This window comes from uncultured Arcticibacterium sp. (assembly GCF_964021845.1).
Taxonomy (GTDB): Bacteria; Bacteroidota; Bacteroidia; order Cytophagales; family Spirosomataceae; genus Arcticibacterium.
Window position 1 is genome coordinate 607,182 of sequence record NZ_CAXHZC010000002.1, and the last position, 26,762, is coordinate 633,943.

Sequence of the window (26,762 nt, forward strand, 5' to 3'; positions counted from 1 at the left end):
TATGTTCAAACTATCCGCTTTCTTTCTCTTATTCTGGACATTCTTAGGTTTTAAAAATGAACCAGAAGATAACTCAGAAATAACCATGTGTCATAATGTTATGCCAGAAAGCATGGCAGATTTTGTTAATGACCCTGAATTTGTCAAAATGCATCCTACTCCTATTCAAATTAACCTAGAAGCTTTAGGAGAAGAAATTAAAATAAGCTCTCCAGATGGCAAAGACGCAGGAGCATATTTTATCAAAGCCACATCAAAGTCAAATAAATGGCTTTTGGTATATCAAGAATGGTGGGGACTTAATGATAATATCAAAAACGAAGCAAACTCCTATTTCAAAAATTTTAACGGCCAAGTCAATGTTTTAGCTCTTGATATGTACGATGGCAAAACTACCACAAGCCCAGATGAAGCAGGAAAACTAATGAGTGGTGCAGACCAAACTAGACTAGAAAACATCATGAAAGCGGGTATCAATTACGCTGGCAAAGATGCCAAAATAGCAAGTGTAGGCTGGTGTTTTGGTGGTGGTTTATCACTTAGATCGGCTTTATTAGAAGGGCAGCAAGCAGTAGGAACTGTTATGTATTACGGAATGCCAGTTGATGACGTAGAGCAACTAAAAACCTTAAATTCTGATGTTCTTGGGCTTTTTGCTACCGAGAAATGGATTAGCAAAGAGGTCATTGAAAAATTTGCGGCCAATATGAGAAGAGCTGACAAAAAATTGACTTACAAGATATTTGATGCTGTGCATGGTTTTGCCAACCCTAGCAACCCAAAACATGACGCAAAGGCCACCAAGGAGGCCAACGGAATGACCATGAACTATTTGAACGAGCGATTCGGATTCAGTTCTTATTGATATCTCTGAAGCCAATTTAAAATCACATCGGTAGCTCCGGTGTGATTTTTTACGTATTTGGATGTGATGTTTTTAGTCTCCTTAAAGAAAGTAGTATCTTCAAGAAGTCTCTCCATAATCTGCTTAAAATCATCAAAGCCTTTTACACTAAACGCTCCTTTTTCTTCTATCAATTCTCTGGCTTCTTGAAACTTCTCAAAAGCCTTATCTCCAAAAAATATAGGCATACCGAAAGTAGCTGCCTCTAATATATTATGAAGTCCGGTGGCAAAACCTCCACCAATAAATGCAAATTCGCCGTATTGATAAAGTGAAGAAAGCATTCCTACATTATCAATTATCAGAACATCAAAACCTTCTAAATCTGGCGTTTTAGCTGCCGCAGAAAAGCGAATAACCTTTTTGTTTTTCATTTGCCCCTCCCATTCACTTATTTGTTTATCCTTGATTTCATGTGGAGCCAAAATAAATTTCAAATCCGACGAAGCATTAATAAAAGGAATCAAAACTTCCATGTCTTCCGGCCAAACGGAACCTCCTATTAGCGTCTTCCTATCATTTTTAAAACGTTTAGCAACTTCTATCTCTCGGATGTTTTTTAAAGTATCCGCCACACGGTCAAACCTTGTATCACCAGCTATTTCAACATTATGTTGACCTATCTTCTTTAACAGATTTGCTGACTCTTGATTTTGAACAAAAAACTTATCAATCTGCAAAAGTGGTTTTCTAGCAAAGCCACTAAATGGCTTAAAGTACATTTGACTTGCCCTGAAAATGGTTGAAAACGAAATCACCGGAATATCTCTTTCTTTCAATCCAGCAATGAAGTTTCGCCAAAACTCATATTTGACAAAAAATGCAATATTTGGCTGAAAAGCTTCTAAAAACTCTTCTACATTAGATTTTGTATCCAAAGGTAAATAACAAATGATGTCCGCTTCTGTATAGTTTTTTCTAACCTCATAACCAGAAGGCGAAAAAAATGTCAATAGAATCTGATGGTTAGGCTTTTTACTTTTAAAAGCTTCTATTACAGGTCTCCCTTGTTCAAACTCCCCTAAAGAAGCACAATGAAACCAAGCCAAAGGTCTGTTTAAATCTCTTTTTGAAACTTCCTTCTTCCAGTTGTTTTGACCCTCGGAACGAAGCTTAGCTTTTGAGCTGAATAAGCTCGCTAACTTGATTCCCAAATTGAAAAAATGGATGGAAATTGAATAAAGTATGTCTAGAATGAAAGTCATTTAAAAAAATTAAACACAAATATACCACATATGCCAAGTTTGAAACCTTTATAATATTGAATTCCCTATCTTTGCCCACTATTTCAAAGGCCAGAGTACTGGCAAATGTTTTTACACCAAATTGGTTAGTTTTTAGATGAAATATCCTGAGTATAAATCGGTCAATTATGCCGATGTAGCAGACGAAGTTTTAGCATTTTGGAAATCTGAGAATGTCTTCAAAAAGTCTATTGAAGAGCGTGAAGGAAATAAGACTTTCACTTTCTATGAAGGACCTCCTTCTGCCAATGGAACGCCTGGTATTCACCATGTGATGGCTAGAACTATTAAAGATATTTTTTGTCGGTACCAAACCCTAAAAGGATTCCAAGTAAACCGTAAAGGTGGCTGGGATACACACGGACTTCCTGTGGAGCTTCAGGTAGAGAAAGAACTTGGAATAACGAAGGAAGATATTGGCAAGAAAATATCTGTAGCCGAGTATAATCAAAAATGCCGTGAAGCGGTCATGAGATTTACGGGTATCTGGCAGGACATGACAGATAAAATGGGCTACTGGGTAGACATGGACGACCCATATATCACTTACAAAAACGAGTACATAGAATCTGTATGGAGTCTTCTGAAGAAACTGTACGACAAAGACTTGCTTTATAAAGGCTATACCATTCAGCCATATTCGCCAGCTGCAGGTACGGGATTATCTTCACACGAAATAAACCAGCCCGGAGCCTATCAAAATGTGAAAGATACCTCCATGACTGCACAGTTCAAAATGATAAAAGATGCCAAATCATCCTTTATTTTTGATGCTGCCAGCAATGAAGAGGTCTTTGTTTTGGCATGGACCACTACGCCTTGGACTCTGCCTTCTAACACGGCATTGACCGTAGGTAAAAACATAGAATACGCTTTAGTAAAAACCTTCAACCCATATACTTTCTTACCAGTCAACCTGATTCTTGCTAAGGACTTAATAGGCAAAAATTTCTCTGCAAAAGGAAAAGATGGCGATTTTGATGGATTTGAATCATCTAACAAAAAAGTAATTCCATGGACAGTGGAGGCTACTTTTAAAGGTTCAGAAATTGAAGGTATAAACTACGAACAGTTACTTCCTTATGTTCAGCCAAATGGTGATGCTTTTAAGATTATCATCGGTGATTTTGTTACTACAGAAGATGGTACAGGAATTGTTCACACTGCTCCTACTTTCGGTGCTGATGACTTTAAAGTAGCACAGCAAAATGGTATTGGAGCCGTTATGGTAAAGGATGAGACAGGCAAAGACATGCCCTTAGTTGACCGTAAAGGCCGTTTTGTAAAAGAAGTTACTGATTTCGCTTTAGAATATGTAAAGGCAGAATATTACACCGACGCTGAAATAGAAATAGAAAAGAAAAAGCAAGAAAGAGATAAGTATCTTTCTGTAGACGAAAGGATTTCTATAAAACTTAAAGAGGAAAACAGAGCTTTTAACGTACAGCGTTATGAGCACTCCTACCCGCATTGCTGGCGTACAGACAAGCCAATTTTATACTATCCACTAGATAGCTGGTTTGTAAAAACCACCTCTGTCAAAGAAAAATTGGCGAAGCTAAACAAAGAAATCAACTGGAAACCAGAATCAACTGGTTCTGGGAGGTTTGGAAACTGGTTAGAAAACCTAGTGGACTGGAATCTTTCTCGTTCACGCTATTGGGGAACCCCTTTACCAATTTGGAGAGCGTCTATTTTTATCAAAACCACTGCAATCGCTTCAGACAATATTCTTTTAAAAATGGCTGGCTCTATAGATGACCTGAGACATAGAGGCTTTAAGTATTTAAGTGAAGAAGCGTTTGAAAGGCTAATTAAAAATTTTGAAAATATATTACTCAATCAGACAGATTCTGACGATTTACTTAAGAAGGATATAATAAAATGGAAAGAGGAAAATTACAAATTAGACGATTTTAAAGATTTCTGTTTTTATAAAGCCGGAAATGAATTCATTGAAAAGTTCCTTGAATTTACGGAACCTGCATCTGCTTTTTTAGATAGTGGAGAGATAGATCTTCATCGTCCATTTGTTGACAATATTTTCTTCATTGATACTTTGGACAATATCGAAAGAGAAGTAATCCAGGATAATCAGCTTATTGAAGAATTTGACATATTTAATAGGGATGGATTAATTGGTGAAAATTCAAACGGAACAAAAAGAAAATATCTTGTCTATGCAAGAGAGCCTGATTTGATAGATGTTTGGTTTGACTCAGGAGCCATGCCTTACGCTCAGTGGCATTATCCATTTGAGAATGAAGGTACTTTTGACAAGTCATTCCCGGCAGATTTCATTTCAGAAGGTGTAGACCAAACTCGTGGTTGGTTCTTTACACTTCATGCCATTTCCGGAATGCTGTTTGACTCTGTAGCCTTTAAAAATGTAGTTTCTACAGGTCTTGTTTTGGATGCCAAAGGCAATAAGATGTCTAAGAGATTAGGCAATGCCGTTGACCCATTTGAGACATTAAAAAATTATGGTGCCGACCCTACCAGGTGGTACATGATTACCAATGCTCAGCCTTGGGATAACCTGAAATTCAATTTGGACGGCGTTACAGAAGTGAGAAACAAGTTCTTCGGAACATTGACTAACACTTATAATTTCTTTGCCCTATATGCCAACCTTGATAAGTATGCTTTCACAGGTGAAATTGACTTTTCAAAAGCAACAGAACTAGACAAATGGGTGCTTTCTAAGCTTCAGACTCTTATAAAAGAAGTAGACGAAGCCTACGAAACTTATGAACCCACCAAGGCAGGTAGAGCTATTCAGAGTTTTGTGACAGACCAGCTTTCAAACTGGTATGTGCGTTTGGGAAGAAGGCGTTTTTGGAAGGGTGAACTGAGCGATGACAAAAAACTGGCTTATGAAACTTTAGGCGTTTGCCTTAAAACTGTAGCTAAATTGATGTCGCCTATTGCTCCTTTTTATAGTGACTGGCTTTATAAAAACCTAGGTGGAGAAGCTGATAAAATATCTGTACACCTTTCCGATTTCCCAGTGGCCAATGAGGCTTGGATAGATGAAAACCTTCAAGAGTCTATGGACTATGCTCAGCGACTGAGTTCTATGGTACATGGTTTGAGAAAAGGAAATCAATTGAAGGTTCGCCAGCCATTAGCTAAAATCTTAATTCCAGTTTTATCTGAAAAAGTTAGAACTCAAATTACCTCTGTAGAAGACCTCATCAAAACGGAAGTAAACATAAAGGCTATAGAATACCTAGATGACGCCTCGGGTGTATTAAGCAAAAAGGTGAAGCCTAACTTCAAAACCTTAGGACCTAAATTTGGTAAAGAAATGAAGGCTGTAGCTGGGGCAATATCAGGAATGGACGCAGCAGCTATTAAGGAAATAGAAGCTAATGGAAAACTGACATTGGCTGTAGGAGAAATAGAACTTTCCGACGTAGAAATACTAACAGAAGACCTACCAGGATACTTAACGGCACAAGATGGCAGCCTTACGGTAGCCTTGGATGTGCATATTTCTGAAGAACTAAAACATGAAGGAATAGCAAGAGACTTTGTCAATAAAATTCAAAACTACCGTAAAGACAGCGGCTTTGAAGTAACTGATAAAATCAATATTAAGCTTCAGAATAACAATGAAGAACTAGCAGCTGCTATACAGGCCAATAAAGCATACATCTGTGAAGAAGTGCAAGCTCTTACCTTAGAAGTGAACCCTTCTGTAGCCGATAGTACTGAAATTGAGATGGAAGAATACCTTCTTATTCTGAATGTAAGTGTGGCAATTTGAATGTTAGATGTTTGATGCCTGATGTTAGGTGATTTTCACTTACATAAAACATCCCGCATCCGACATCTAGCACGTGACAAAAAACAACCGATAAAAATCATATAAATAAGAAAGAATGATAGAAGCAAACGTATATTTCGACAACAATGTAAAATCACTAGGCTATGAAACTCCGGAAGGAAAATCTTCTATTGGTGTAATGGAGCCCGGAGAATACACTTTTGGCACAGGTGCACCAGAAATCATGAATGTGATTCAGGGAGCCCTTACAGTACTTTTACCTGGCGAAACAGAATGGAAAACATTTAAAGGTGGAGAGCACTTTAATGTGATTGGAGATTCATCTTTCAATGTAAAAGTAGACACGCAGACTTCTTATATGTGTCAGTACGTATAGAAAATATATTTAAAGTTATTTAAAACTGGTACGGAATCTTCCTGCCAGTTTTTTTATGTCAATAATGATAGCGACACTGTAAAACATGAATTCGGTTGTCATGAACGCGATAAACCAATCTATGTTCATCGGTTATTCTTCTAGACCAGTAGCCTCTTAAATTAGCCTTTAATGCTTCTGGCTTTCCTTTTCCTTCAAATGGTGTCCTTACACATTCTTTGATAAGTTCGTTGATGCGTTTGACCATTTTCTTGTCAATGCCCTGCCAGTAAGTATAATCTTGCCAAGTATTAGAATCCCAAGAAAGCGTCATTCTAATCTTCAATTAACTCATATGATTCTTGATAACCCGCCTTATCTCTTTCCACAGCTTCTAACAATCGTTCCCTATTGTTGTCTGAGCTTAAAAGATGAAGAGTCTCTTGCATGGCATTATACTCTTTTAGAGAAATAACCACTACATTCTCATTTCTTGGTCGACTAACAGTTACCGTTTCGTTATCTTGACTGACTTGGTCAAGATTTGCTTTCAGGTGACTTCTGAAGTCAGAATAATTAATTACTTGCATGAAATTACATTTATAAGTACTTAATATAAGAAAAGCTAACATAGATTAGAATTCAAATCAAGCTTAAACTGAGCTCTCCAAAAAAACAAATGTATTTTTCCAGATTCCCCATAGCCAACTAGTCCGTAAATAACGAACTCTAAACAAAAGTATCAATTTAACACAAAAACGAAACTAATTGATTATTAAGCGGCTACATCAAAAAAAGTCATTACTCCCAGCTAAAATGACAAAAATACACTCCTAATTCGTCTATTTCCAGTCATATACACTTTCATAAGTTTGGTATTCAGAAAAGATATTTGTGTACTATTTAAGCATAATACAATCTAGTATTTTTTAAGAAATGTTAATAATGGACTACTTTTAGTTAAAATTATTCAATTCAATCACTCTTAATTAATTTACCCTAGCTATGCTAAAATTATACTCGACCCGCAAATTGTGGTTTAGAGGAATTAAAGTAACTATGGCTGTATCAGCCCTCTTACTAAGCTCCACAACCAACTCTATTGCAGAAGGTTACAACAGTAACCTAAACATTAAAACCACGACTAGTACAGCGGTAGAAAAAAAAATAACCGGAACAGTTAAAGACGAAACAGACACAGGTATACCTGGTGTTAGTATCGTTTTGAAAGGTACCACGAGAGGTACTATCACTAATGCCGACGGAACGTATCAAATTGACGTGCCAGACAGCGGTGCTACGCTAATATTCTCACTTATAGGCTATGGTACTCAAGAGGTTTTGGTTGGAAACCAAACACTAGTGAATGTATCTATGTCACCAGACGATAAAGTACTAGAAGAAGTAGTAGTTATTGGTTATGGTACACTTAAAAAATCTGATTTAACCGGCTCGGTAAGTACTGTTAAAGAGGAACAACTCCTTGAAAGACCAGCTCCTTCTTTAGCCCAAGGTTTATCAGGAAGAATGGCAGGTGTTCAGGTTAGTTCTAACTCTGGAAGACCAGGCGGAAGAACTCAAATAAGAATTAGAGGTTTTAGCTCCATTAACTCTTCTAACAATCCGCTTTACGTAGTAGATGGTGTAATGCTTCCTCAGGGAAATCAATCTCAGTTTACTTCAGCCATTGATTACATTAATCCGAATGACATCGTATCTGTTGAAGTATTGAAAGATGCTTCTTCCACCGCCATTTACGGTGCAAGAGGTGCTAATGGTGTGATTTTGGTAACTACAAAGAAAGGTAAAGCTGGAGACAGCCACGTTACCTATAATTCAGACTTCTCTTTAAACGTCATTGGTCCAAATCCGCCACAAGTTCTTAACGCAGAACAATACATGGCTGTAGAAGATTTAGCTTGGGCAAACATGGCAAAATATGACCCAGATGGCTGGGCTGCAGGAAAATGGGAATACCTAAACCCTGCACTACGCCGTACCGACCCAAGAGTATTTGATGCTAACGGCAATCCTAAATATGATACTAACTGGTTGGAGGCAAATGTTCAAAATAAAATATCTCAAAATCACCAATTAGGATTTAGCGGCGGAAATCAAAAAACGCAGCACTCCCTTTCTTTAGGATACAGAGATGACCAAGGTCTTTTGATAAACTCTTACCTTAAAAGATATTCTGCTAGGTTTACTATTGATGATAACATTACTAGCTGGTTAAAAGTAGGTGGAACTTTGAGCTATAATAACCAAACAGAAAATGTAGTAGACATTAACGATGCTGTGGCTCGTCAAATAGTAGAAGATTTCCCTTTCCTCCCAGTAAGATACGAAGACGGCACATTTGCTAACAACAGAGACTTCCCTTTTGCTGAAGGTACTATGAGTTCTGTCCATAGATCGACAAACAGAAGATATGTAATGAACACACAAACTTCTATTGGTAGTATCTACTCCAATATCAAGTTTATGGAAGGTCTTGAAATGAGAACGGTATTGGGTGCAAATATCAAAACTCAAGAAATTAACGAGTCTCAAACGAGAACACTAAACATTGGCTCTCAGGGTAACGCCTCTACATATAATGCTAAAGAGAGTTTTTGGTCACTTGAGAACTATTTGACATACACTAAAGACTTTAAAGACATCCACTCTATCACAGGTCTTTTGGGTATTTCATGGCAAGAGACCAATTTCTTTGACATGCGTGCTAGCGTTTCTGGCTTTGCAACCGATTATTTCACTTACAATAACTTAGGGGCAGGTGCTCTTAATCCATCAGTAGGTTCTGGTGCTAGTAGAAATGCCTTTAACTCTTACTTCGGCAGATTAAACTATGGCTTAAAAAACAAGTATTTGGTAACATTTACTGGTCGTGCTGATGGTTCTTCTAAATTTGGAGAAAACCATAAATTCTCTTTCTTCCCGTCTGGTGCATTAGCATGGCGTGTATCTGAAGAGAGTTTCTTACAGGGTAATAATGTTATCTCAAACTTGAAATTGAGAACAAGTTATGGTTTAACGGGTAACTCGGAAATTCCTGCATACTCATCGCTTTCACTACTTAGCTCAAACTACTCTACCATCTATAATGACAGCAGAGTATCAGGAACAGGTATTTCTAGATTAGCTAACCCAGATTTACGTTGGGAAAAAACAGCTCAAACCGACTTCGGTGTAGAACTTGGTCTCTTCAAAGGAAGAATCAACATTGAAGCTGATTACTACTACAGAAAAACTACTGACATGCTTTTGGATGCACCCGTGCCGCAAACAAGCGGTTACGCAACCATTCGTAGGAACGTGGGTTCAATGGAAAACAAAGGTGTGGAGCTAGCTATTAACTCTAACAATATTGTTAATGGCCCGCTAGAATGGACTACTTCGTTCAATATCTCTTTCAATAAGAACAAAGTCCTATCGCTTGCTACGCCATCTGATATATTTAATGTAGGTGGACCAAACTTTACCAACCCTACAAATATTATTAGAGTGGGTGAGCCAGTAGGTTCTTTCTGGGGATTGACAAGATTAGGCGTTTGGAGCGAAGCAGAACGTGATGAAGCAGCTCAATTTACAAGTTATAGAAATGGTCTTACTATGCTACCTGGTGACATCAAATACCTTGATGTAAACGGCGACAAAGCCATTACAGATGCTGACCGTTCTATCATTGGAAATGGTAGCCCTAAAGGATGGGGAGCAATAACTAATAATCTTAGATACAAAGGTTTTGACTTATTGTTTGAAATGCAGTTTATGTACGGAAATGATGTTATGATGATGAACCTTCACCCTAGTGAAGATCGTCAAGCTCTTGCTAACAGTTATACTTCTGTATTAGATGCTTGGACGCCTGATAACCAAAACACAATGATTGCCGAAATTAGAGATACACGTGCAGGTTATGTAACCAATGTAGACTCTCACTGGATTAAAAACGGTTCTTTCTTAAGAGGAAAAAATGCCATGATTGGTTATACTTTCCCATCAGCAACTGTTGAAAAACTCAAATTAGATAGACTAAGAATTTATACTTCAGTCCAAAACTTCTTCTTATTGGTGGAAGACCCTATTGTGGGTGACCCAGAAACGGCTCCTCTTAACCAAGGAAACGGAAACAGTGCATTCTCTCAAGGGATGATATGGCACAATTACCCAAAACCTACCACATTTATGCTAGGTCTTCAGGTAACATTATAATATTTCTAAAGTATCAAAAAGAACGACAAAATGAGATTTTTAATAAATAACCAAATTGGTAAAATGATGCTTAGTGCTATCATTTTATTCAGCACAGTGAGCTGCTCCGACTTCCTAGATGAGGTGGCTCCCTCAAATTTAAGCCCAGATAGTTTCTACCAAATTCCTGACCACGCAGAAGCCGCCTTAGCTTCGGTATATGCTGACATGCGATTCATGGGAAATGGTGCTGGAATTTTTTCTTCTAACTGGCAACTTTTAGAAGCACTTTCAGGCACATCTACCACGGAAACTGCTCAAAACTCAGACTTGAACAACCTTTATGGTTTAGTTCATGATGGCAACACTGCCCATGTAGTAAACTATTGGAACGGTCTTTATAAGGTCATTGCTCAGGCAAATCAAGTACTTGCTAAGGTTCCAGACATTAGCCCAATGGATGAAAGTCAAAAAAAGAAAATTCTGGGTGAAGCCAGTTTTTTAAGAGCTACTGCCTATTTCACTGCGGTAAGATTATGGGGTGACATACCTTTAATTACAGACCCTCAGACTGCCGCTTCCGAAGATTTCTTGCCTGGTAGAACTTCTCAAGAAGAAATCTATGCCTTAATTGAATCTGATTTAAAAACTGCTGAATCTGCTGGCCTAGCATGGATGGACCCAAGTGGTAGAATATCACTAGCAGCTGTAAAAGCTCAACTAGCCCGTGTATACTTAACTATGGCTGGTTTTCCTTTACAAAAAGGGGCGTCGCATTATCAATTAGCTGCATCAAAAGCTAAGGAGATAATTGACTACGCTAATAGCAATCCGTCTTCCATAGGTCTTTTCGATACATATGAAGAAGTTCATCAAGAAAACCTAAAAAATACTGTAGAACACTTATTCATGCTTCAGTATAACAATGTGGTGGCAAGTAACCCTATGGGTAATATGTACCCAAACTTTAAGCCTGTAACTTATAACGGACCTTCAGGAACAGGAAGTACAGTACCTACATCCGCTTTTTACAACTCTTATGAAGACGGTGACCTAAGAGCAAAAAACCAAGAGGGATACTTCTATAACACTTATTATACAAATGGTAGTGGTGAAGAGTTTGACCTAGGGGCTTCTTATATCTTCAAACACTTTAATAGAACTGCCAATGGAACTAAAGATGCTCCAGGCTCTAGAACAAATAACCTGAACGTACCTCAAATAAGATATGCTGAAGTATTGTTATTATTTGCTGAAGCACAAAACGAATTAGGCTCTCCTACCCAGGAAGCTTATGACGCTCTAAAGAAAATTAGAGACCGAGCCACTTTATCTACCCCAGCTTTAGGAGAGTTTAACCAAAGTTCTTTCAGAGAAGCTGTATGGAAAGAAAGGTGGCATGAGCTGTGTTACGAGCAAATCACTTGGTTTGATATGGTGAGACTAAGACAGGTGTACAATGAAAACACTGATGGTTTTGACGCCTTTGTAGGGCATATCAATTTGAGTTCGAATCAAGCACTTCAGGAAAAACACCTACTACTTCCATTAGGAAAACAAGAAATGCTGAATAATCCTAATTTGAGACCTCAAAACACTGGATATCCAGAATAGTAAGTAAATACCCACTCCCTTTTCATAAAACTCCCGGTCATAATTCTTTGACAGGGAGTTTTTTCTTTTTGACAATCTCGCACTATAGAAATATTATTTTAATAATTTGACAGCACAAATGAACTAATAGAATATAAAAAACCTTTTTGTAAGTGATTACTCACATACTAATGAAAAAAACACTTAAAATGGTATTTCTCTCGATTGCGGTTATTCTAGTTATGCTCATAGCTGGAACAGCTATATTTATGAATTTCCATCCAGTTTTTGGCGGAAAGCCAACAGTAGCTCAAAAGGAATCCTACAAGAAATCTGACAACTATACCAACGGACTCTTTAAAAATGCCATAGAAACTAATATGGAAATGGGCACCTGGGAAGCCATCAAAATGATTCCAGAATATCTTAGTAAAGAAGGACGAGAACCTAAAGTTGACATACCAGTTCTAAAAATAGACTCTTTAGACATTCAAAAAAGGATAGGCGACAGTACTCAAATTACATGGTTTGGGCATTCCTCTTTTCTTTTAGAAATGGAAAGCCTAAAAATACTACTTGACCCCATGCTGGGAGCTACCCCTTCTCCTGTTGCCATTCTAGGTTCAAAAAGATACAGTAAAGAATTACCAATAGAGATAGCACAACTTCCCGAAATTGACTTAGTAATCTTTTCCCATGACCACTACGACCACCTCGATTATGAATCTATTTTACTTTTAAAAGACAAAGTAAAACAGTTTTACGTACCACTTGGTTTGGCAAGTCATTTAGAGAAATGGGGCGTTTTACCAGAAAAAATAAAAGAATTTGACTGGTGGGATGAAGCAGATTATAAAGGCTTAAAACTCGCCTGCACTCCTGCTAGGCATTTTTCTGGAAGAGGAGTTGCCGATAGATTTACCACCCTCTGGGCATCATGGGTTATAAAAGGAACAGAAGATAACATTTACTTTAGTGGTGACAGTGGCTATGGCCCGCATTTTAAAGAAATTGGCGAAAAATATGGTCCTTTTAATTTTGCTATGATGGAATGTGGACAATATAATGAACGCTGGGACAACATTCACATGATGCCAGAAGAAACTGTACAAGCCAGTATTGACATCAAAGCTCAGCAAATGATGCCTATTCACTGGGGAGCTTTTACACTTGCCTTACATCCGTGGCAAGAGTCTGTAGAAAGAGCTACAGCAGCAGCTGAAAAAAAGAATGTAAAAATGGTATTGCCACAAATTGGGCAAACTATAGCTATAAATGAAGAGTTACTGCCAAATGACAAATGGTGGGAGAAATACCTTTAAAACAAAAGGCGAGTTTAAAGGCTCGCCTTTTGTTTAGCATTAAACGGCCTTAGGCTTGGCACCTCCAATAATCTCCTTTATCATTTCCTCTGCTTCTGGAAATTTTTCTTTTAGCATGGCCAATGTATCAGCAAGCTTATTTGAGGCTTCGCCTTTTAATTCCTCAAAATATTCGGGGGCCTTTTCAATAGCATCTTCGGCCTCGTCTTTCAGTTGGTTTCCTTTTGTTTTTAAATCCTCCATAAGCTTTTCTCCCTCCTCCGTTTGAAGGTACTTATGCATAGCCACGCCAGCCGCGGCTCCAAGGATAAATGTTGCTAAATGTTTTGATGTAACCGCCATATTAATTCACTTCTTTGTTTTTAGTAATTTAGTCAAAAAACATTTAATAATCACTATTCAAATAGCTCTTGTACTTCTTGTTTTAACATTAACAAAGGTTTTTTGGTAGGGTCAATGTCTTCATTAACTACTTTATCAAATATCCTTTTCGATAAGTTTATTGCACCATCGTCAGGTTTAAGTTCAGCAGCAGATTGATTTACTAAAGAAAGTATGTCATTCATTGCAGTTTTTATTTCTTCCCAAACTTCAGGAGAAACATATATTTGCTGTGCTAAGTTATGATAATATTCTTCTCTTATTTCTTTCAATAAAATAGCCTGAAAGTCACCAACTAACTCTGCCCTTTCGTACAACCTTAAAAGCATATAATTGGGCGTAATTCGCTCTAAAAAAAGCGTCATTCTTTCATAAGCTTGTAACTTCAAAGGGGTTATAACCTCCTTCGATTTACTATTTAATTCTAATTTTCTTTGCTCGTACTGTTTGTTTAAAAAAGTCTTCGCCAAAAAGTACATTCCCATCATCAATAAGCCTAAAGGGATTATTGTTTTTAAGAGTTCTACCATTATTTCCATATCAAATCAATTGAGCCTAAATTTCCTATAATATTCCTTTCTCTGAAACTATTACACGCTTTTCTTAATAACTATTTGCTACCCTCGTTTTCTAATCAATCTAAATAATTTCGCTAATAAGTATATACATCTCCCATTGGCACGATTTTTTCGATTGGTACATAGAATTAGCTAGGTTAAGCATTTACATGATCTCCTCATTGGTAAAAAAACATATTTTTTTAATTCTGGCTTTACTCAGTTTTGCTACGGCATTGGTGAGTAGCCAGCTATTAGAGGAGAATAGCCCAAAAGCTTCCGAAAAACACTACGGAGAAGCTGTTCAAAAAAAAGTATTACAGAGCTTAAAACTAGCCGACACTGAACTTACCGAGATCACGGGTTTATTTCAAAAGAGCAATACTGTTAATTTTGCGGCTTTGAACTCAGAAACCACCTTTCCTTATTTCATTTTTAAAGCTGGTAAGTTAATCTATTGGTCTGACCATCGCTACATACCAGAGTATAACTGGATTTCTGGAATTTTCAATGATGGCCTTTTAGCTAAGAGCAATCATATCAGCCTAGTTAAGAAACAGTCGTTTTATTACCGTAAAGAAAAAGTAGAACTGGTCTCTTTAATTCCTGTATATCAAAAATATAGAAATGAAAACGACTACTTAAAGTCTGGATTTGAAAAAAGGATCTTACCGACCAGTCCGCTAACGATAGAAAATACAGCAAGTAGTTTTTCATATCTCAACATTCATGATGCAAATGAAAGGTTTCTATTTTCTGTGGTTCCTCCAAGAACCGAGAATTTAAACTCGAGCGAAATCACCTTAGAAACACTTATTCTAATGATTTTGGGTTTTGCTTTTTTGGGCATTTATTGTTTTCTCTTGATTCGCAAACTAATAACGACCCAGAACATAGAACTGGCGGCGTTTATATTATTAAGCTATTTGGTACTGACCAGATGGTTTATGCTAGCCAATAGTTTACCTTTCTCTTCATATGAGTGGGATTTATTCAATCCTAAGTTCTTTGCCATTAATAGCATTTCACCTTCTCTAGGTGACCTCATTGTCAATGTCGCGTTTCTAGGAATATTCGTTTTCTTCTTTGTTGCATACTTTTATAGATCAAAAATTCATCAGAACTTAATAAGGTCGTCTAGTACTTTTAAAAGTGTCATATCAGTAATTAATATTGTATTAAGCGTCACTTGTACTTACTATATTTTCAACCGTCTATCGTCTATATATGAGAATTCGTCATTCCTTTTAGACTTATCATTTAGTACGTCATTCAGTAACTTAAAGATAGCCGCAATCCTCTTTTTTATTTTATTAGGTTTTGTCTTTTTCTTGACGCAGCATTTTTTGATAAACACTTTTTCAAGGATAAATGTCAACAAAAAAACAGGCTTTATCCATTGGCTTTATGGGTCTTTACTTGCCTTCTTTATCTTAATTTATTTAGACCAGATTTCTTGGGTTTACCTATTAGGGGCTCTCTATTTCCTTATAGTTTATTATTTTAAACTTACTAGATTCCTCCACTCGTTTAAGTATAATACTTCTATCTACTTCTTTCTTGGAGCTTTTGTTTACACTTTAATAACTGTATTAGTTATTAGAAATGAGTCTGTAAAAAAGAATGTTTTTGACAAACAGAATTATGGATTAAGGTACCTTGCCGAAAATGACGCCCTAGGAGAAGGCCTACTGACTAAGGTTATTCAAGGAATTAAAGCTGACACCAATGTACAAAATAGTATAAAGAGGGAATTACTTCCCAAACAAGCCGTTGAGGCTCTTGTAAAAGAGAAACACCTAGACCTTTACTTCGATAAGTATAATACCAGTGTCCTTTCGTTTGACCGAAACGGCAAACAGCTAGGCATAGAAGAAGATCTACCAAACTTGCTTGATTTTGTAAGTAAATACAAGCAAGAGAAGTATAAAACTGATAATCCTAACATCTATTTTGTAAACGAAACAGGCATTCAGTTTATAAAACAATATATCGTTTTTGTCCCTCTAAAAGAAAGCTCAGGAACGGTAGTTTTAGATTTAAAGCAAAGAGATGGCTACGCCGAAAGCGTATATCCTGAGCTCTTGATGGAAAAGAGGTTTGTTCAAAACCCGGACTCTAAGAATTACAGTTACGCTATTTTCAATGAAAAAGATGAATTGGTTTTCACCAGTGGAAGGTTTAATTATTTAAAATCAACCGACACAAAAATACTAAGTAACCCAAAACTATTTACAACAGGTCTACAAATAGACGACTACGACCATTTAGGCGTAAAAGGTCAAAACGGGAGAAAGATCATCATTTCGTCCGAGCGGAATATTATTATTTCATTACTATCTGACTTTTCTTTCTTATACCTATTCTTGGTTCTTATTATTTCATTCTTGATTTTAATTTACGCTATAAGAATTGGACTTAGAAGACTTAGAATGAACTTCTCAACCAAAATTCAGATATACCTTAATGCAGCCTTTTTGTTACCGTTCTTACTTATCTTATTTGCCATTATTGGTGTCATAAGAAGTACATTACTGACTATTCAGAGTAACTTTTATTTAGAAAACACTAAGAACATAGGCTCTACAGTAAGGCTTCATTTACAAAATCTAGATGAAGGAAAAAGTAGTCCTGAATTTTTCAAACAAGAAATTAACAAACTAGCTCAAGATACTAAATCTGATATTAACTATTTTGACTTAGATGGTAGACTAGCGTATAGCTCAAGGCCATTAATTTATGAATACAACCTACTTTCTAATAGAGTTAACTCAAGTGCCTATCAGGCAATAATTGAGGAACATGAAAATGAGATTCTGCTTAAAGAATCTTTAGGAGAGCTAAAATATAAGGCTGTTTATTTATCAATAAAAGATAAGGTAAATAAACCCTTAGGTGTTATTGGAATACCATTTTTTGATTCATCTAACACTTTAGAATTGCAATTAAAAGAGGTTTTTACAACTATTCTAAGTATTTGTATTGCCCTTTTCTTGATACTTTTAGTTTTATCATATTTTGCCTCAAACCATCTGACCAACCCCCTAAAAATGGTGGCTCGAAAAATAACTAAAACTAGCTTAAACAAGCAGAATGAGCCTATAGTATGGGAAGCAGATGATGAAATAGGTGTACTTACTAAATCCTATAATAACATGCTCAAAATGTTAGAGGAAAGTAAAGATGCTCTCTCACAAAGTGAGAAACAAACAGCCTGGAGGGAAATGGCTAAACAGGTAGCACATGAGATTAAAAATCCACTAACTCCTATGAAGCTATCAATCCAACAACTACAAAGAACTCTTCCATCCTTAGATGAGAAATCTCAAAAAAGAATAGAAAGAGCTCTTGGTTCATTAACTGAACAAATTGACAATATTTCAGAAATAGCCAACTCCTTTTCAGAGTTTGCTAAAATGCCCGTTCCACGAAGTGAGGTTTTTGAACTAGCTAGTCTAGTCCAAAAAACCTCATATCTATATGCTCAAAACAATAAAGTGGACGTTTCTTTCACTTCAGAAGAGAAAGAACTTTATGTGAGAAGCGACCATCAACTAATAAACAGAGTAGTGACTAATCTGGTTATTAATGGTATACAATCTGTAACCGAAGACAGAAAACCAAAGATAGAAATCAAGGTTTATCGAAACGATAAAGACAAATTTGCCATTATTGAGGTAAAAGATAATGGAAGCGGAATACCTGAAAATGTTAGAAACAAAGTCTTTATTCCTAACTTCAGTACTAAAATAGGTGGCTCCGGCCTAGGTTTAGCAATGGCTAAACGTGGCGTAGAACATAGCGGTGGAAACATCTGGTTCGAAACGGAAATAGGGCAAGGCACCACTTTTTATGTAGACTTACCGCTGGCAAACGAGGCCTAAGCCTCCTCTACCTCTAATTTCACGTGACCCCAGTTTTCACCTGATCTAATCCTATTAAGTTGTGTATGTGTAATACCAAATTGCTTTGCTATCATCTTAAGTCTAGACTTATCTGACTTTAGCATCTTCTTAATCATGCGAACCTTTGACTCATTAAGCTTGTAATTTTTTGATTTAACAGGTCTTGGTCTATTAATAACATTAGGATTACTCCTATTATGCTCTAGCATTTCTTCCTTTGTTACCCATTTAAGGTTGGAATTAATGTTATTCAATTTGTCAAAATCAAGGTGAATGACAAAATTATGTTCATCAGAGGGTTTCTCTGTGAAGAAAGTAGCCACTAATTTATGAATGTAGCGGTTGAAGGATTTACCTTTTGGAAGCCGAATATTCAAAGAACGATATCCTTGTATTACAGAGCCCTTCAGGAGTTTTCCTTCTGGACTATTCTGGAAACTTTTCAATCTTCCAAAACTAGATACCTCATAATGTGGTGGATTTTCTAAATCTGGAACATCAATAATAATTCTTTGCCATTGCTCACCGGTATGGTTGGGCTGGATCATTTTGGGGTTTATTTTTTTTATTAAAGTGCTAGTTAGCTAAATGATTGATATTGTGAAAACTAAAGAGACAAAATTATTAAACGGCGACAACATTCCAAAATTAAATGAAACATCATATTACTATTGTGCTAATTTCATTTCGTTAATTTGTTCTTTTGACTCTGATTTTAGTTAAACGTAACATGCATCGAATAAAAATTTTTACATTTTCACCTTTCAGCGAAAACACATACGTCATATCAGACGAAAAAGATGAATCCGTAATTATAGACCCTGGATGTCTATCGCAAGCGGAGAAGGAAGAACTTCATGCTTATATAAGTAAAGAAGGCCTCAAGCCTGTAGCTTTGCTACAAACCCATACCCACCTAGACCATGTTTTCGGGAGTGCTTTTGTCAAAAGAAAATATGGCATAAAAATGTACATGCATAAGGCAGACTTACCCGTTTTAGCAGATGTAGAACTTCGATGTAAAACATGGGGAATACCCGGTTATGAACCCGTAGAGCCAGATTCCTTTTTAGATGAAGGCGATACTTTTACTTTTGGTAATACTAAATTAGATGTAGTTTTTGTTCCGGGGCACGCACCTGGACACATAGCTTTCATCAATCATGAAGAAAAGTATATAATTGGTGGAGACTGTTTATTTAAAAGAAGTGTTGGTAGAACAGATTTTCCACTTTGTAGTGCTGCCGAGCTGATGAAAAGTATTCAAACCAAATTCTTTACATTGCCAGATGAATACGTGGTATATGCCGGACATATGGAACCAACCACTATTGGTGAAGAAAAGAAAAGTAACCCCTTTTTTAGCTAATGAAAATATTTACTATTCCCAATTTCATTACCCTAGGAAACCTCCTTTGTGGCATTTATGGAATTATTTTTCTCCATAACGGCCAAATTAAGGAAGCTGCCATTTTAATTCTGATAGCACTAATTCTAGATTTCCTCGACGGTTTTGTAGCCAGAATCACTAATTCTCACTCTGAAATTGGCAAACAACTAGATTCACTTGCTGATATGGTGAGTTTTGGTGTACTACCTAGCTTAATCCTATTTTATTTATTCAAAGACTCGGAATATCTTAAGTATTTAAGCTTCCTACCTGCTCTTTCCTCCGCTTTAAGGCTTGCAAAGTTTAACATTGACACAAGACAGACAAATGGCTTTAGAGGCTTGCCTACCCCAGCTAATGCCATGGTAGTGGCTTCATTCCCATATATACTTGATAATGATCTTTCTTTCTTAGGGCCAGATACCCTAAATTTAACCTTGGCCATATATTCTGTCCTAATAAGTTTCATTCTTATCTCAGACATACCAATGTTAGCTTTAAAGTTTAAGAATTTTCAGTGGGTCCCAAATAAAATCAGGTACCTCTTTCTTATAAGTTCACTAATCCTTTTGGTCTTTTTTCAGTTTAAAGCTATTCCAATAATCTTAGCTCTTTACATCGCCTTGTCTTTACTATTTAGGACTAACCAAGACGCTTCCTAGATTTAATTTAAAAGAGTTTCTGAAAGGTTTCATTTCAATTTCATCTAGTTCAGAAGCAGAAAGACTCTCTCTTGGGTAATGCTTTGGCAGCTGCGTTTTAAATACTGTTCTAGCTTTTTTAAGCCACGGGTAATGATTTACAGGTGTTGGATTAAAAGCACTATCTAATTTTAAAAACATTAAATGTAAGTGCGTATCTGACCTATTCGTTTTCGCACTAAAGCCTGTCCTACCTACCTCTCCTATCTTATCACCTTGCTCTACCAACTGGCCCTCTACCACAAAAACCTCCCGCTGATGGGCATAATACCACAGCCCACCAGACTTAAAATCGTAAAGCCAAACATAGTTACCTCCTTTAAATCCATTCCCCTCTGTCCAATTCTTTTCTGTAGCTATAACAACTCCCTCATTCACCGCTAAAACATCAACATAAGCATTCTCAGTATCATCTTTATCATCCTTATCTAAATCATAAATAAAGATGTCGTGTGCTGGATGGCTTTTGGCTATTGAATGATCAAAAAGGTCAAAATGTCTTCCATAAAAACCCCTACCACGCCCACCTACAGATTTATAATTCTTCCTTTTTAAAGGAAAAACTAGATCCATACTTAGCGAATCGTAAGGTTGACTAGGATACTTGGCGTTCCAATCGGCCATTATTCTTTTAAACTCGGTCTCTGCCTCCGTTGGCGTGATTTCCTGCTCTCTAATTTTAGTTAGAAGCTCTTTGAAACTTGGCGGACGCTCTAAAGTTTCCCCTGTGCTATCAGACCGGCACCCACCAGAAAGTAGCGTTAATAAAATACAAAAAATGTATGACAAATTTGACAGCATTGAGTGGTTCTCAGTTTACCCAAATATAATAAATACTTAAGTTGAGAAGATAATTAACAAAAAAAGAGTCACCCTGGAGCGACTCTCAATTACAAAGTAAGTTTATTCCTTACTTAGTTTGACTTTTACGAGCCATTTGTTTTTCATGAAATTCTATAAACCTATCAAACTCCTCAATAGGAATTCGCTTACCTATTATCCTTTTTTCGGAATCTAGAATAAAAGATGTAGGCGTGGCATAAACATCATAATTCTCTCTAAAATAGTAGTGATGCCCTTTATCCCAAAGGTTTAACATGTCACCAGTTTTATATTTATCAATAAACTCTTTCAACTTTTCAGTTTCGTAATCCACAGATACATTATAGATGACAATACCTTTTTCTTTTGCTTTTGCATTATACTCCACTAACTCTGGGGCCGCATCTTTACAGTGACCGCAGTCTGGGCTATAAAAATACACAATGGTATATTTCCCCTTACTGTCTTGAACAGTCCGAGCATTACCCTCTAAATCATAAACCAGCAACCTAGGGAAGACTTCACCTGTTCTTAATGGTTTTAAAATTTTGACACGATCCTGAAACTTCTTTCTCTGCTCATCATCTAACCAATCGGCATCTTTAAGGTAATACTCTTCTGCTAAGTGAACAAAAACCCCATCAAGCCCCACTATCTCACTGTTTTCATACTTATTAGTTACCCACCAAAGCACATAACGATACATCTCTGGATCTTGCTTAGATAGAGTGATTACATGATCGGCGTTGGTGATAATACTATCCTGAACTTGATATACTAGGTCTTTAAAATATTTTTCAAGTTTTGACAAGAAAAAAGGCGTTCTTAAATTCCTTGGGTCACTAAAGTCTATGTTATCCCAATAATGAGCTTTATAATACCTGAAAGCAAAAGTACTGTCTTTGGTACCATCTGCATTTAAAGGTATTTCTTTCGGAACTTCTATCTCCTTATTTGCCGCAATTACCTTAGCAGCAAAAGTGCCTTCATTATCCGTTGTGGTTTTGTCAATATAGTTTGCTACTTCTTCCTGCAGCTCCATCATTTTTTCTCTTTTGAGCGTACTTGCATTTGGGTCGTCAGCTTTAATACTCGCGTTAATTGCCGAGGCCTTATCGTTCATTGATGATAAAAACTTCCTATATCCAAACAGTATTTCGTTTTCTGGAGAACCAGTAAAAGATACCGACTTCACAAAATTGACGGTATCGGCAGCCATTGAAAACTGTGGTTCTCCTCCGCTCACAATAAAATCATAGTACTTTGATGGATTCAAGACTATAAGGTAAATACCACCTTTAAGAGGCTCTTCTCCTTTAAAATGATATACACCATCTTGCTGCATGGTAGAGTCCACTTTTATATATTGGTTGTAACCAAAAAAGTGAGCTAGATAAACCATCTTATCTTTAGGCCCACCGTCTAACTTAATTTTGATGTCATATCCTTCCTGTGCAGATAAACTAAAGATCAGAGAGAATATTAGAATAGCACTTACTGTAAATCTTTTCATTGGTTTGATTTTAAAACTATTATAGTTGACATGTATTTTTGTTTTCCCACACTTTTAAAAAAACAGAATGCAGTCTTACAAATTTAATTATTAACGAAAACTTTTTCTCAATATTAACATTTCTTTATGTTCTACATTGTTTCTAAGCTCTTTACCTTTCTATTGATGCCACTTGGCATTATCATGGTTTTAACCTTTTGTGTAATAGTTTGTAAAAATCGTACCAAAGCTAAAAAACTCGGTTTTCTTACCTTATTGTTAACATATCTTTTCAGTGTCCCAATCTTGGAAAACGCATTGGTTAAATATTGGGAAACTCCTCAAAAGAATATAGACAACCTGGCAACGTATGAAGTTGGCATATTACTTACTGGAGGTTTAATTAACTCAAGTACCAAATACCCCGACAACCTCAACCTTGATACTTCTGGCGATAGGCTTTGGCAAACACTTCATTTGTTTAAAGAAGGTAAAATAAAACACATCATAATTTCTGGAGGAAACATTTCTCTCATAAATAAGTCAGAAAGAACCGAGATAGAGTATGCCTACCAGTTTTTAATAAAAAATGGAGTAGCTAAAGAGCTTATTCTTTTAGACAAGAAAGCTAGAAACACGAATGAGAACGCCATAAACTCAAGCACAATTTTAAATGAGAAATTTAAAGACGCATCTTGCCTTATCATTACCTCAGCTTTTCATATGAAAAGAGCAGTGGCTTGTTTCAAAAAAAGAGGAGTCAGTGTCTCCTCTTTTCCTTCAAATGTTATAAGTTCTTATCGTAATACCTTTATCCTAGATTTTCTTCCTTCTACCGATTCGCTACTTGTCAATAGTAGAATATTTAAAGAAATAATAGGCTTAACTATCTATAAGATTATGGGCTATGCTTAATTAAATACTAAGAATATGTACCATTCTTAATAAATCTTCATGGATAGGCTTTGGTCTCTGAATAGTGTCAATAAATGGCGTGTAAACGAGGTTATTATTAACAATACCCGCCATTACATTCTTTTCTCCATTTATTAAACCTTCAATAGCCCCAAGGCCTAACCTACTTGCCAAGATTCTATCATAAGCTGTTGGGCCACCTCCACGCTGAATGTGTCCTAATGTAGTTACTCGAATATCCAGTTTATCTCCTACTTGTTTTTTTATTTTTTCAGCAATCTCAGGAGCATGTCCTTCTTCATCACCTTCGGCCACCACAACTATTGAAGAAGACTTAGACCTTTTCCAACCATCCTTAAGTGTAGAAATAACTTTCTTTAGTGGTGTATGAGTTTCCGGCACCATCACTATTTCGGCACCTCCGCCAATACCAGACTGAATAGCTATATAACCAGAGTCTCTACCCATTACCTCAATAAAGAAAACTCTATCATGCGAATCTGCAGTATCTCTAATTTTATCAATAGCCTCTAAAGAGGTGTTTACTGCAGTATCAAAACCTATGGTATAGTCTGTTCCGTATAAATCATTATCAATAGTACCTGGACAGCCTACAGTAGGGATTTGATACTCATTATAAAAAACCTCTGCTCCTGTAAATGTACCATTACCGCCAATAGCGATAAGACCATCAATTCCATGAGACATTAAGGTATCATAAGCTTTCTTTCTTCCTTCAGGAGTCATGAACTCCATACTTCTCGCTGATTTCAAAACCGTTCCACCACGCTGCACAATGTTACTAACAGAGCGTGAATCCATCTTTTTAATATCACCGGAAATCATACCAGAATACCCACGTACTATACCATACATATCCAAACCATGGTAAATACCACCTCTCACTACCGCTCTTATACAAGCGTTCATCCCTGGGGCGTCACCACCCGATGTAAAAATTGCTACTTTCTTCATTTAACGTAATATGGTTTCAACAAACGTCGCAAAAATAATGAGAATTGGGGATTATCACCATCAAGACTCAAATCATTATGCTGGAATACCAAATTTTTAATCCAAAAACAATTATCTGACCATACTTCTTTTCCTTTTACTATCCCTTGGCACGCTTTTTGGGATTTGCATTCCCGTACGCTAAAAAATGTCAAATAAAAAGATTTACGTCAAAAAGGGAAAATGAATAGATTATTACAGAAAAGTGCTATCCTAACACTGTTAATATCTAGCCTAACACTTGTAAATAAGCAAGTTAAGGCTCAGAGCAGTGGAGGTGTAGGGATTGGGACTACCGATCCAGACAACTCAGCAATACTAGATCTAAGTTCAAATAACAAAGGTTTACTATTGCCTAGAATGTCTTTAAAAGAAAGAGCCGCTATAGTAGAACCCGCTAAAGGTTTGATTGTTTACCAAACTAATTTCATGTCAGGGCTGTACGTTTACGATGGCAAAAATTGGTCAAGTGTAAACCAAAATGAAGCAAGATTAACGGCAGAAGACACTTCTATATGGAGTACCCTTGGAAATGCAGGCTTAAGTGCTGACAACAATTTTATAGGAACAACAGACGAGACAGCTCTTGTTTTCAAAGTTAATAATTATAAGTCGGGTTTAATTGACCCTGAAAGAGGCAACCTGTTTTTAGGATATCGTTCAGGACAAAATTCCGCAGCATATAACTCTGTCGTTCTTGGCTCGCTAGCCATGCAAAAGGCCAATTCAAGTGGCAATAATATTGCACTTGGTTTCCAATCAATGTTTAACAATGAAAGTGGTGGACATAACATTGGGATAGGAACAGGTACCTTAGTTTCGAATATTACAGGAAATAATAATGTAGCCATAGGTTCCCTCTCTGGTTATAAAGCTACTGGAAGCAGTAATGTGTTTCTTGGTTTTCAATCTGGATACTCAGAGCAAGGCAGTAATAAATTAGTTATTTCTAACGACGCCAACAGAACACCATTGATATACGGTGATTTCCTCTCAGGAAAAATCGGATTTAATACTCAAGAATTAACATCTACTGTAAATATTAATAGCAACGAAGCGAATGCTAGTGGCTTGCGTTTTCTAAAACTAAATAGTCAGTCGCCTGCTGCTAATCCTTCAGGAAAAGTGCTAACTGTAAATGCAAACGGAGAAGTAATTCTAACTTCTGATTTGGTTGGTCAATCTACGTCTACTTTCTGGAACATTACTGGAAACAATATTGAAAACAGCAATTCTGGAATTGTTGGAATTAAAAATAACCTTAACGTTGGAGGTAATTTAGCTGCCAATAAATTAACCTTAGGCTCTGGAGGATTAAAACTTCCTTTTGAAAATCAATCTAATAAAATATTGGGCCTTGATAATGACGGTAACGTAATCACAGTAAATATGCCAACAGCTAACACAGGTGGCGGTTCTGGTACAGGTTCAGACTTTTGGTATGTAGATGGAGCCGGAGATTTAATCTCCACCATAGGCCATTCTAACAGAGTTCAAATGTTTGGAATGAGTGTAGCTTGGGGTGGAATTAAGTTTACTGAATTAAATTCGACCTATGCGACCCCATTCCCATCAAATGGCTTGGCTCTCTCATTAGATGAATATGGAAATGTAATTTTAACAAAAAATTCTGATGGAGGCACTGGAGCAAGTTCAGGCAGCGGAGACAGTAAATGGAGTCAATCTGGAAACATCATTTTTACGCCTGGAGATAATAAAGTAGCTATAGGTTCTGGTCTTCAAACGCTTCCTGATGGTTACTTACTTTATGTTAAGAAAGGGATCTTAGCAGAAAGAGTAAGAGTAGCAGTATCCACTTCTTCTAAATGGGCAGATTATGTATTCAAAGATGATTACAATTTGATGCCTTTACACGAAGTTGAAAAATTCATTAACGAAAACGACCACCTGCCAAATGTACCATCAGCAGACGAGGTAGCGGATACAGGAATTGACATGGCAGAAATGGCAGCCAAACAAATGGAAAAAATTGAAGAACTTACGCTATATTTAATAGACGCTAATAAGCGAATTGAGAAATTAGAAAAAGAAATAGCTACGCTAAAATAATTCTACGGATTGAATCTATAATACAGCCACCTTGAGAAATCAGGGTGGTTTTTTGTTTTTTGTGTCCTGTGTCCTGTGTCCTGTGTCTAAAAGAATTAAACCCCTAC

20 protein-coding genes are annotated in these 26,762 nt (G+C 36.7%); 11 read left to right on the forward strand and 9 right to left on the reverse strand.

Annotated features, from left to right (window positions below):
* The first annotated feature begins 1 nt into the window (after window position 1).
* Window positions 2-865: a dienelactone hydrolase family protein gene (locus tag AADJ06_RS09310; RefSeq protein WP_341226163.1), complete on the forward strand. Its 864-nt coding sequence runs from the start codon at window positions 2-4 to the stop codon at window positions 863-865.
* Here AADJ06_RS09310 and AADJ06_RS09315 read toward each other — a convergent pair.
* Entirely contained in the window at window positions 859-2,109 is a 1,251-nt protein-coding gene (locus AADJ06_RS09315) for a glycosyltransferase N-terminal domain-containing protein (RefSeq protein WP_341226164.1), read from the reverse strand. The two genes, AADJ06_RS09310 and AADJ06_RS09315, sit on opposite strands and share 7 nt — an antisense overlap.
* A 136-nt stretch (window positions 2,110-2,245) precedes the next feature.
* On the opposite strand from AADJ06_RS09315, the gene AADJ06_RS09320 reads away from it, so the two are divergent.
* Entirely contained in the window at window positions 2,246-5,920 is a 3,675-nt protein-coding gene (locus AADJ06_RS09320) for a class I tRNA ligase family protein (RefSeq protein WP_341226165.1), read from the forward strand.
* Window positions 5,921-6,035: 115 nt separating this feature from the next.
* Window positions 6,036-6,317 carry a pyrimidine/purine nucleoside phosphorylase gene (locus AADJ06_RS09325; protein WP_341226166.1) on the forward strand — a complete coding sequence of 94 codons (282 nt, stop codon included), beginning with the start codon at window positions 6,036-6,038 and terminating at the stop codon, window positions 6,315-6,317.
* A 58-nt stretch (window positions 6,318-6,375) separates the two neighbouring features.
* Here the strand turns inward: AADJ06_RS09325 and AADJ06_RS09330 are convergent, their stop codons facing one another.
* Both AADJ06_RS09330 and AADJ06_RS09335 read right to left on the reverse strand, forming a co-directional pair.
* Entirely contained in the window at window positions 6,376-6,630 is a 255-nt protein-coding gene (locus AADJ06_RS09330) for a Txe/YoeB family addiction module toxin (protein WP_341226167.1), read from the reverse strand.
* Between the two features lies 1 nt (window position 6,631).
* Window positions 6,632-6,886 (reverse strand): type II toxin-antitoxin system prevent-host-death family antitoxin, encoded by a 255-nt coding sequence (locus tag AADJ06_RS09335; protein WP_341226168.1) that lies wholly within the window; start codon window positions 6,884-6,886, stop codon window positions 6,632-6,634.
* A gap of 415 nt (window positions 6,887-7,301) precedes the next feature.
* Here AADJ06_RS09335 and AADJ06_RS09340 point away from each other — a divergent pair, with 415 nt between their 5' ends.
* From AADJ06_RS09340 to AADJ06_RS09350, 3 genes are all read left to right on the forward strand, one after another.
* Complete coding sequence (locus tag AADJ06_RS09340; RefSeq protein WP_341226169.1) at window positions 7,302-10,514, forward strand: TonB-dependent receptor; 3,213 nt, start codon at window positions 7,302-7,304, stop codon at window positions 10,512-10,514.
* Between the two features lie 30 nt (window positions 10,515-10,544).
* Window positions 10,545-12,107 (forward strand): RagB/SusD family nutrient uptake outer membrane protein, encoded by a 1,563-nt coding sequence (locus AADJ06_RS09345; protein WP_341226170.1) that lies wholly within the window; start codon window positions 10,545-10,547, stop codon window positions 12,105-12,107.
* Between the two features lie 170 nt (window positions 12,108-12,277).
* Window positions 12,278-13,408, forward strand: a complete 1,131-nt coding sequence (locus tag AADJ06_RS09350) for an MBL fold metallo-hydrolase (protein ID WP_341226171.1) — start codon at window positions 12,278-12,280, stop codon at window positions 13,406-13,408.
* A gap of 39 nt (window positions 13,409-13,447) precedes the next feature.
* Here the strand turns inward: AADJ06_RS09350 and AADJ06_RS09355 are convergent, their stop codons facing one another.
* Window positions 13,448-13,750 carry a YtxH domain-containing protein gene (locus AADJ06_RS09355; RefSeq protein ID WP_341226172.1) on the reverse strand — a complete coding sequence of 101 codons (303 nt, stop codon included), beginning with the start codon at window positions 13,748-13,750 and terminating at the stop codon, window positions 13,448-13,450.
* Between the two features lie 53 nt (window positions 13,751-13,803).
* The gene (locus tag AADJ06_RS09360; RefSeq protein WP_341226173.1) at window positions 13,804-14,328 is read right to left on the reverse strand and encodes a hypothetical protein; all 525 of its coding nucleotides are present in this window, start codon (window positions 14,326-14,328) and stop codon (window positions 13,804-13,806) included.
* Between the two features lie 200 nt (window positions 14,329-14,528).
* On the opposite strand from AADJ06_RS09360, the gene AADJ06_RS09365 reads away from it, so the two are divergent.
* Window positions 14,529-18,230 carry an ATP-binding protein gene (locus tag AADJ06_RS09365; protein WP_341226174.1) on the forward strand — a complete coding sequence of 1,234 codons (3,702 nt, stop codon included), beginning with the start codon at window positions 14,529-14,531 and terminating at the stop codon, window positions 18,228-18,230.
* Here AADJ06_RS09365 and AADJ06_RS09370 read toward each other — a convergent pair.
* On the reverse strand, window positions 18,227-18,799 hold the full coding sequence (locus tag AADJ06_RS09370) for an NUMOD4 domain-containing protein (RefSeq protein WP_341226175.1): 573 nt from the start codon (window positions 18,797-18,799) through the stop codon (window positions 18,227-18,229). The genes AADJ06_RS09365 and AADJ06_RS09370 overlap by 4 nt on opposite strands.
* A 182-nt stretch (window positions 18,800-18,981) precedes the next feature.
* Between AADJ06_RS09370 and AADJ06_RS09375 the strand changes: the two genes are divergently transcribed.
* Together AADJ06_RS09375 and pssA are read left to right on the forward strand one after the other, a co-directional pair.
* Window positions 18,982-19,620, forward strand: coding sequence for an MBL fold metallo-hydrolase (locus AADJ06_RS09375; protein ID WP_341226176.1), 639 nt, complete (start codon window positions 18,982-18,984; stop codon window positions 19,618-19,620).
* The gene (pssA, locus tag AADJ06_RS09380) at window positions 19,620-20,303 is read left to right on the forward strand and encodes a CDP-diacylglycerol--serine O-phosphatidyltransferase (RefSeq protein ID WP_341226177.1); all 684 of its coding nucleotides are present in this window, start codon (window positions 19,620-19,622) and stop codon (window positions 20,301-20,303) included. Before AADJ06_RS09375 ends, pssA begins: the two co-directional genes overlap by 1 nt.
* Here the strand turns inward: pssA and AADJ06_RS09385 are convergent.
* Together AADJ06_RS09385 and AADJ06_RS09390 are read right to left on the reverse strand one after the other, a co-directional pair.
* Window positions 20,274-21,131, reverse strand: coding sequence for a M23 family metallopeptidase (locus AADJ06_RS09385; RefSeq protein WP_341226178.1), 858 nt, complete (start codon window positions 21,129-21,131; stop codon window positions 20,274-20,276). The genes pssA and AADJ06_RS09385 overlap by 30 nt on opposite strands.
* Window positions 21,132-21,252: 121 nt before the next feature.
* A complete protein-coding gene (locus AADJ06_RS09390; RefSeq protein ID WP_341226179.1) occupies window positions 21,253-22,677 on the reverse strand; it encodes a redoxin domain-containing protein in 1,425 nt (474 codons plus the stop codon).
* A gap of 126 nt (window positions 22,678-22,803) precedes the next feature.
* Between AADJ06_RS09390 and AADJ06_RS09395 the strand changes: the two genes are divergently transcribed.
* The gene (locus AADJ06_RS09395) at window positions 22,804-23,571 is read left to right on the forward strand and encodes a YdcF family protein (protein WP_341226180.1); all 768 of its coding nucleotides are present in this window, start codon (window positions 22,804-22,806) and stop codon (window positions 23,569-23,571) included.
* On the opposite strand, the gene pfkA is transcribed toward AADJ06_RS09395, so the two are convergent.
* Window positions 23,572-24,546 carry a 6-phosphofructokinase gene (gene pfkA, locus AADJ06_RS09400; RefSeq protein ID WP_341226181.1) on the reverse strand — a complete coding sequence of 325 codons (975 nt, stop codon included), beginning with the start codon at window positions 24,544-24,546 and terminating at the stop codon, window positions 23,572-23,574.
* Window positions 24,547-24,768: 222 nt separating this feature from the next.
* Between pfkA and AADJ06_RS09405 the strand changes: the two genes are divergently transcribed.
* The gene (locus AADJ06_RS09405; RefSeq protein ID WP_341226182.1) at window positions 24,769-26,655 is read left to right on the forward strand and encodes a hypothetical protein; all 1,887 of its coding nucleotides are present in this window, start codon (window positions 24,769-24,771) and stop codon (window positions 26,653-26,655) included.
* The last annotated feature ends 107 nt before the right edge of the window (window positions 26,656-26,762 follow it).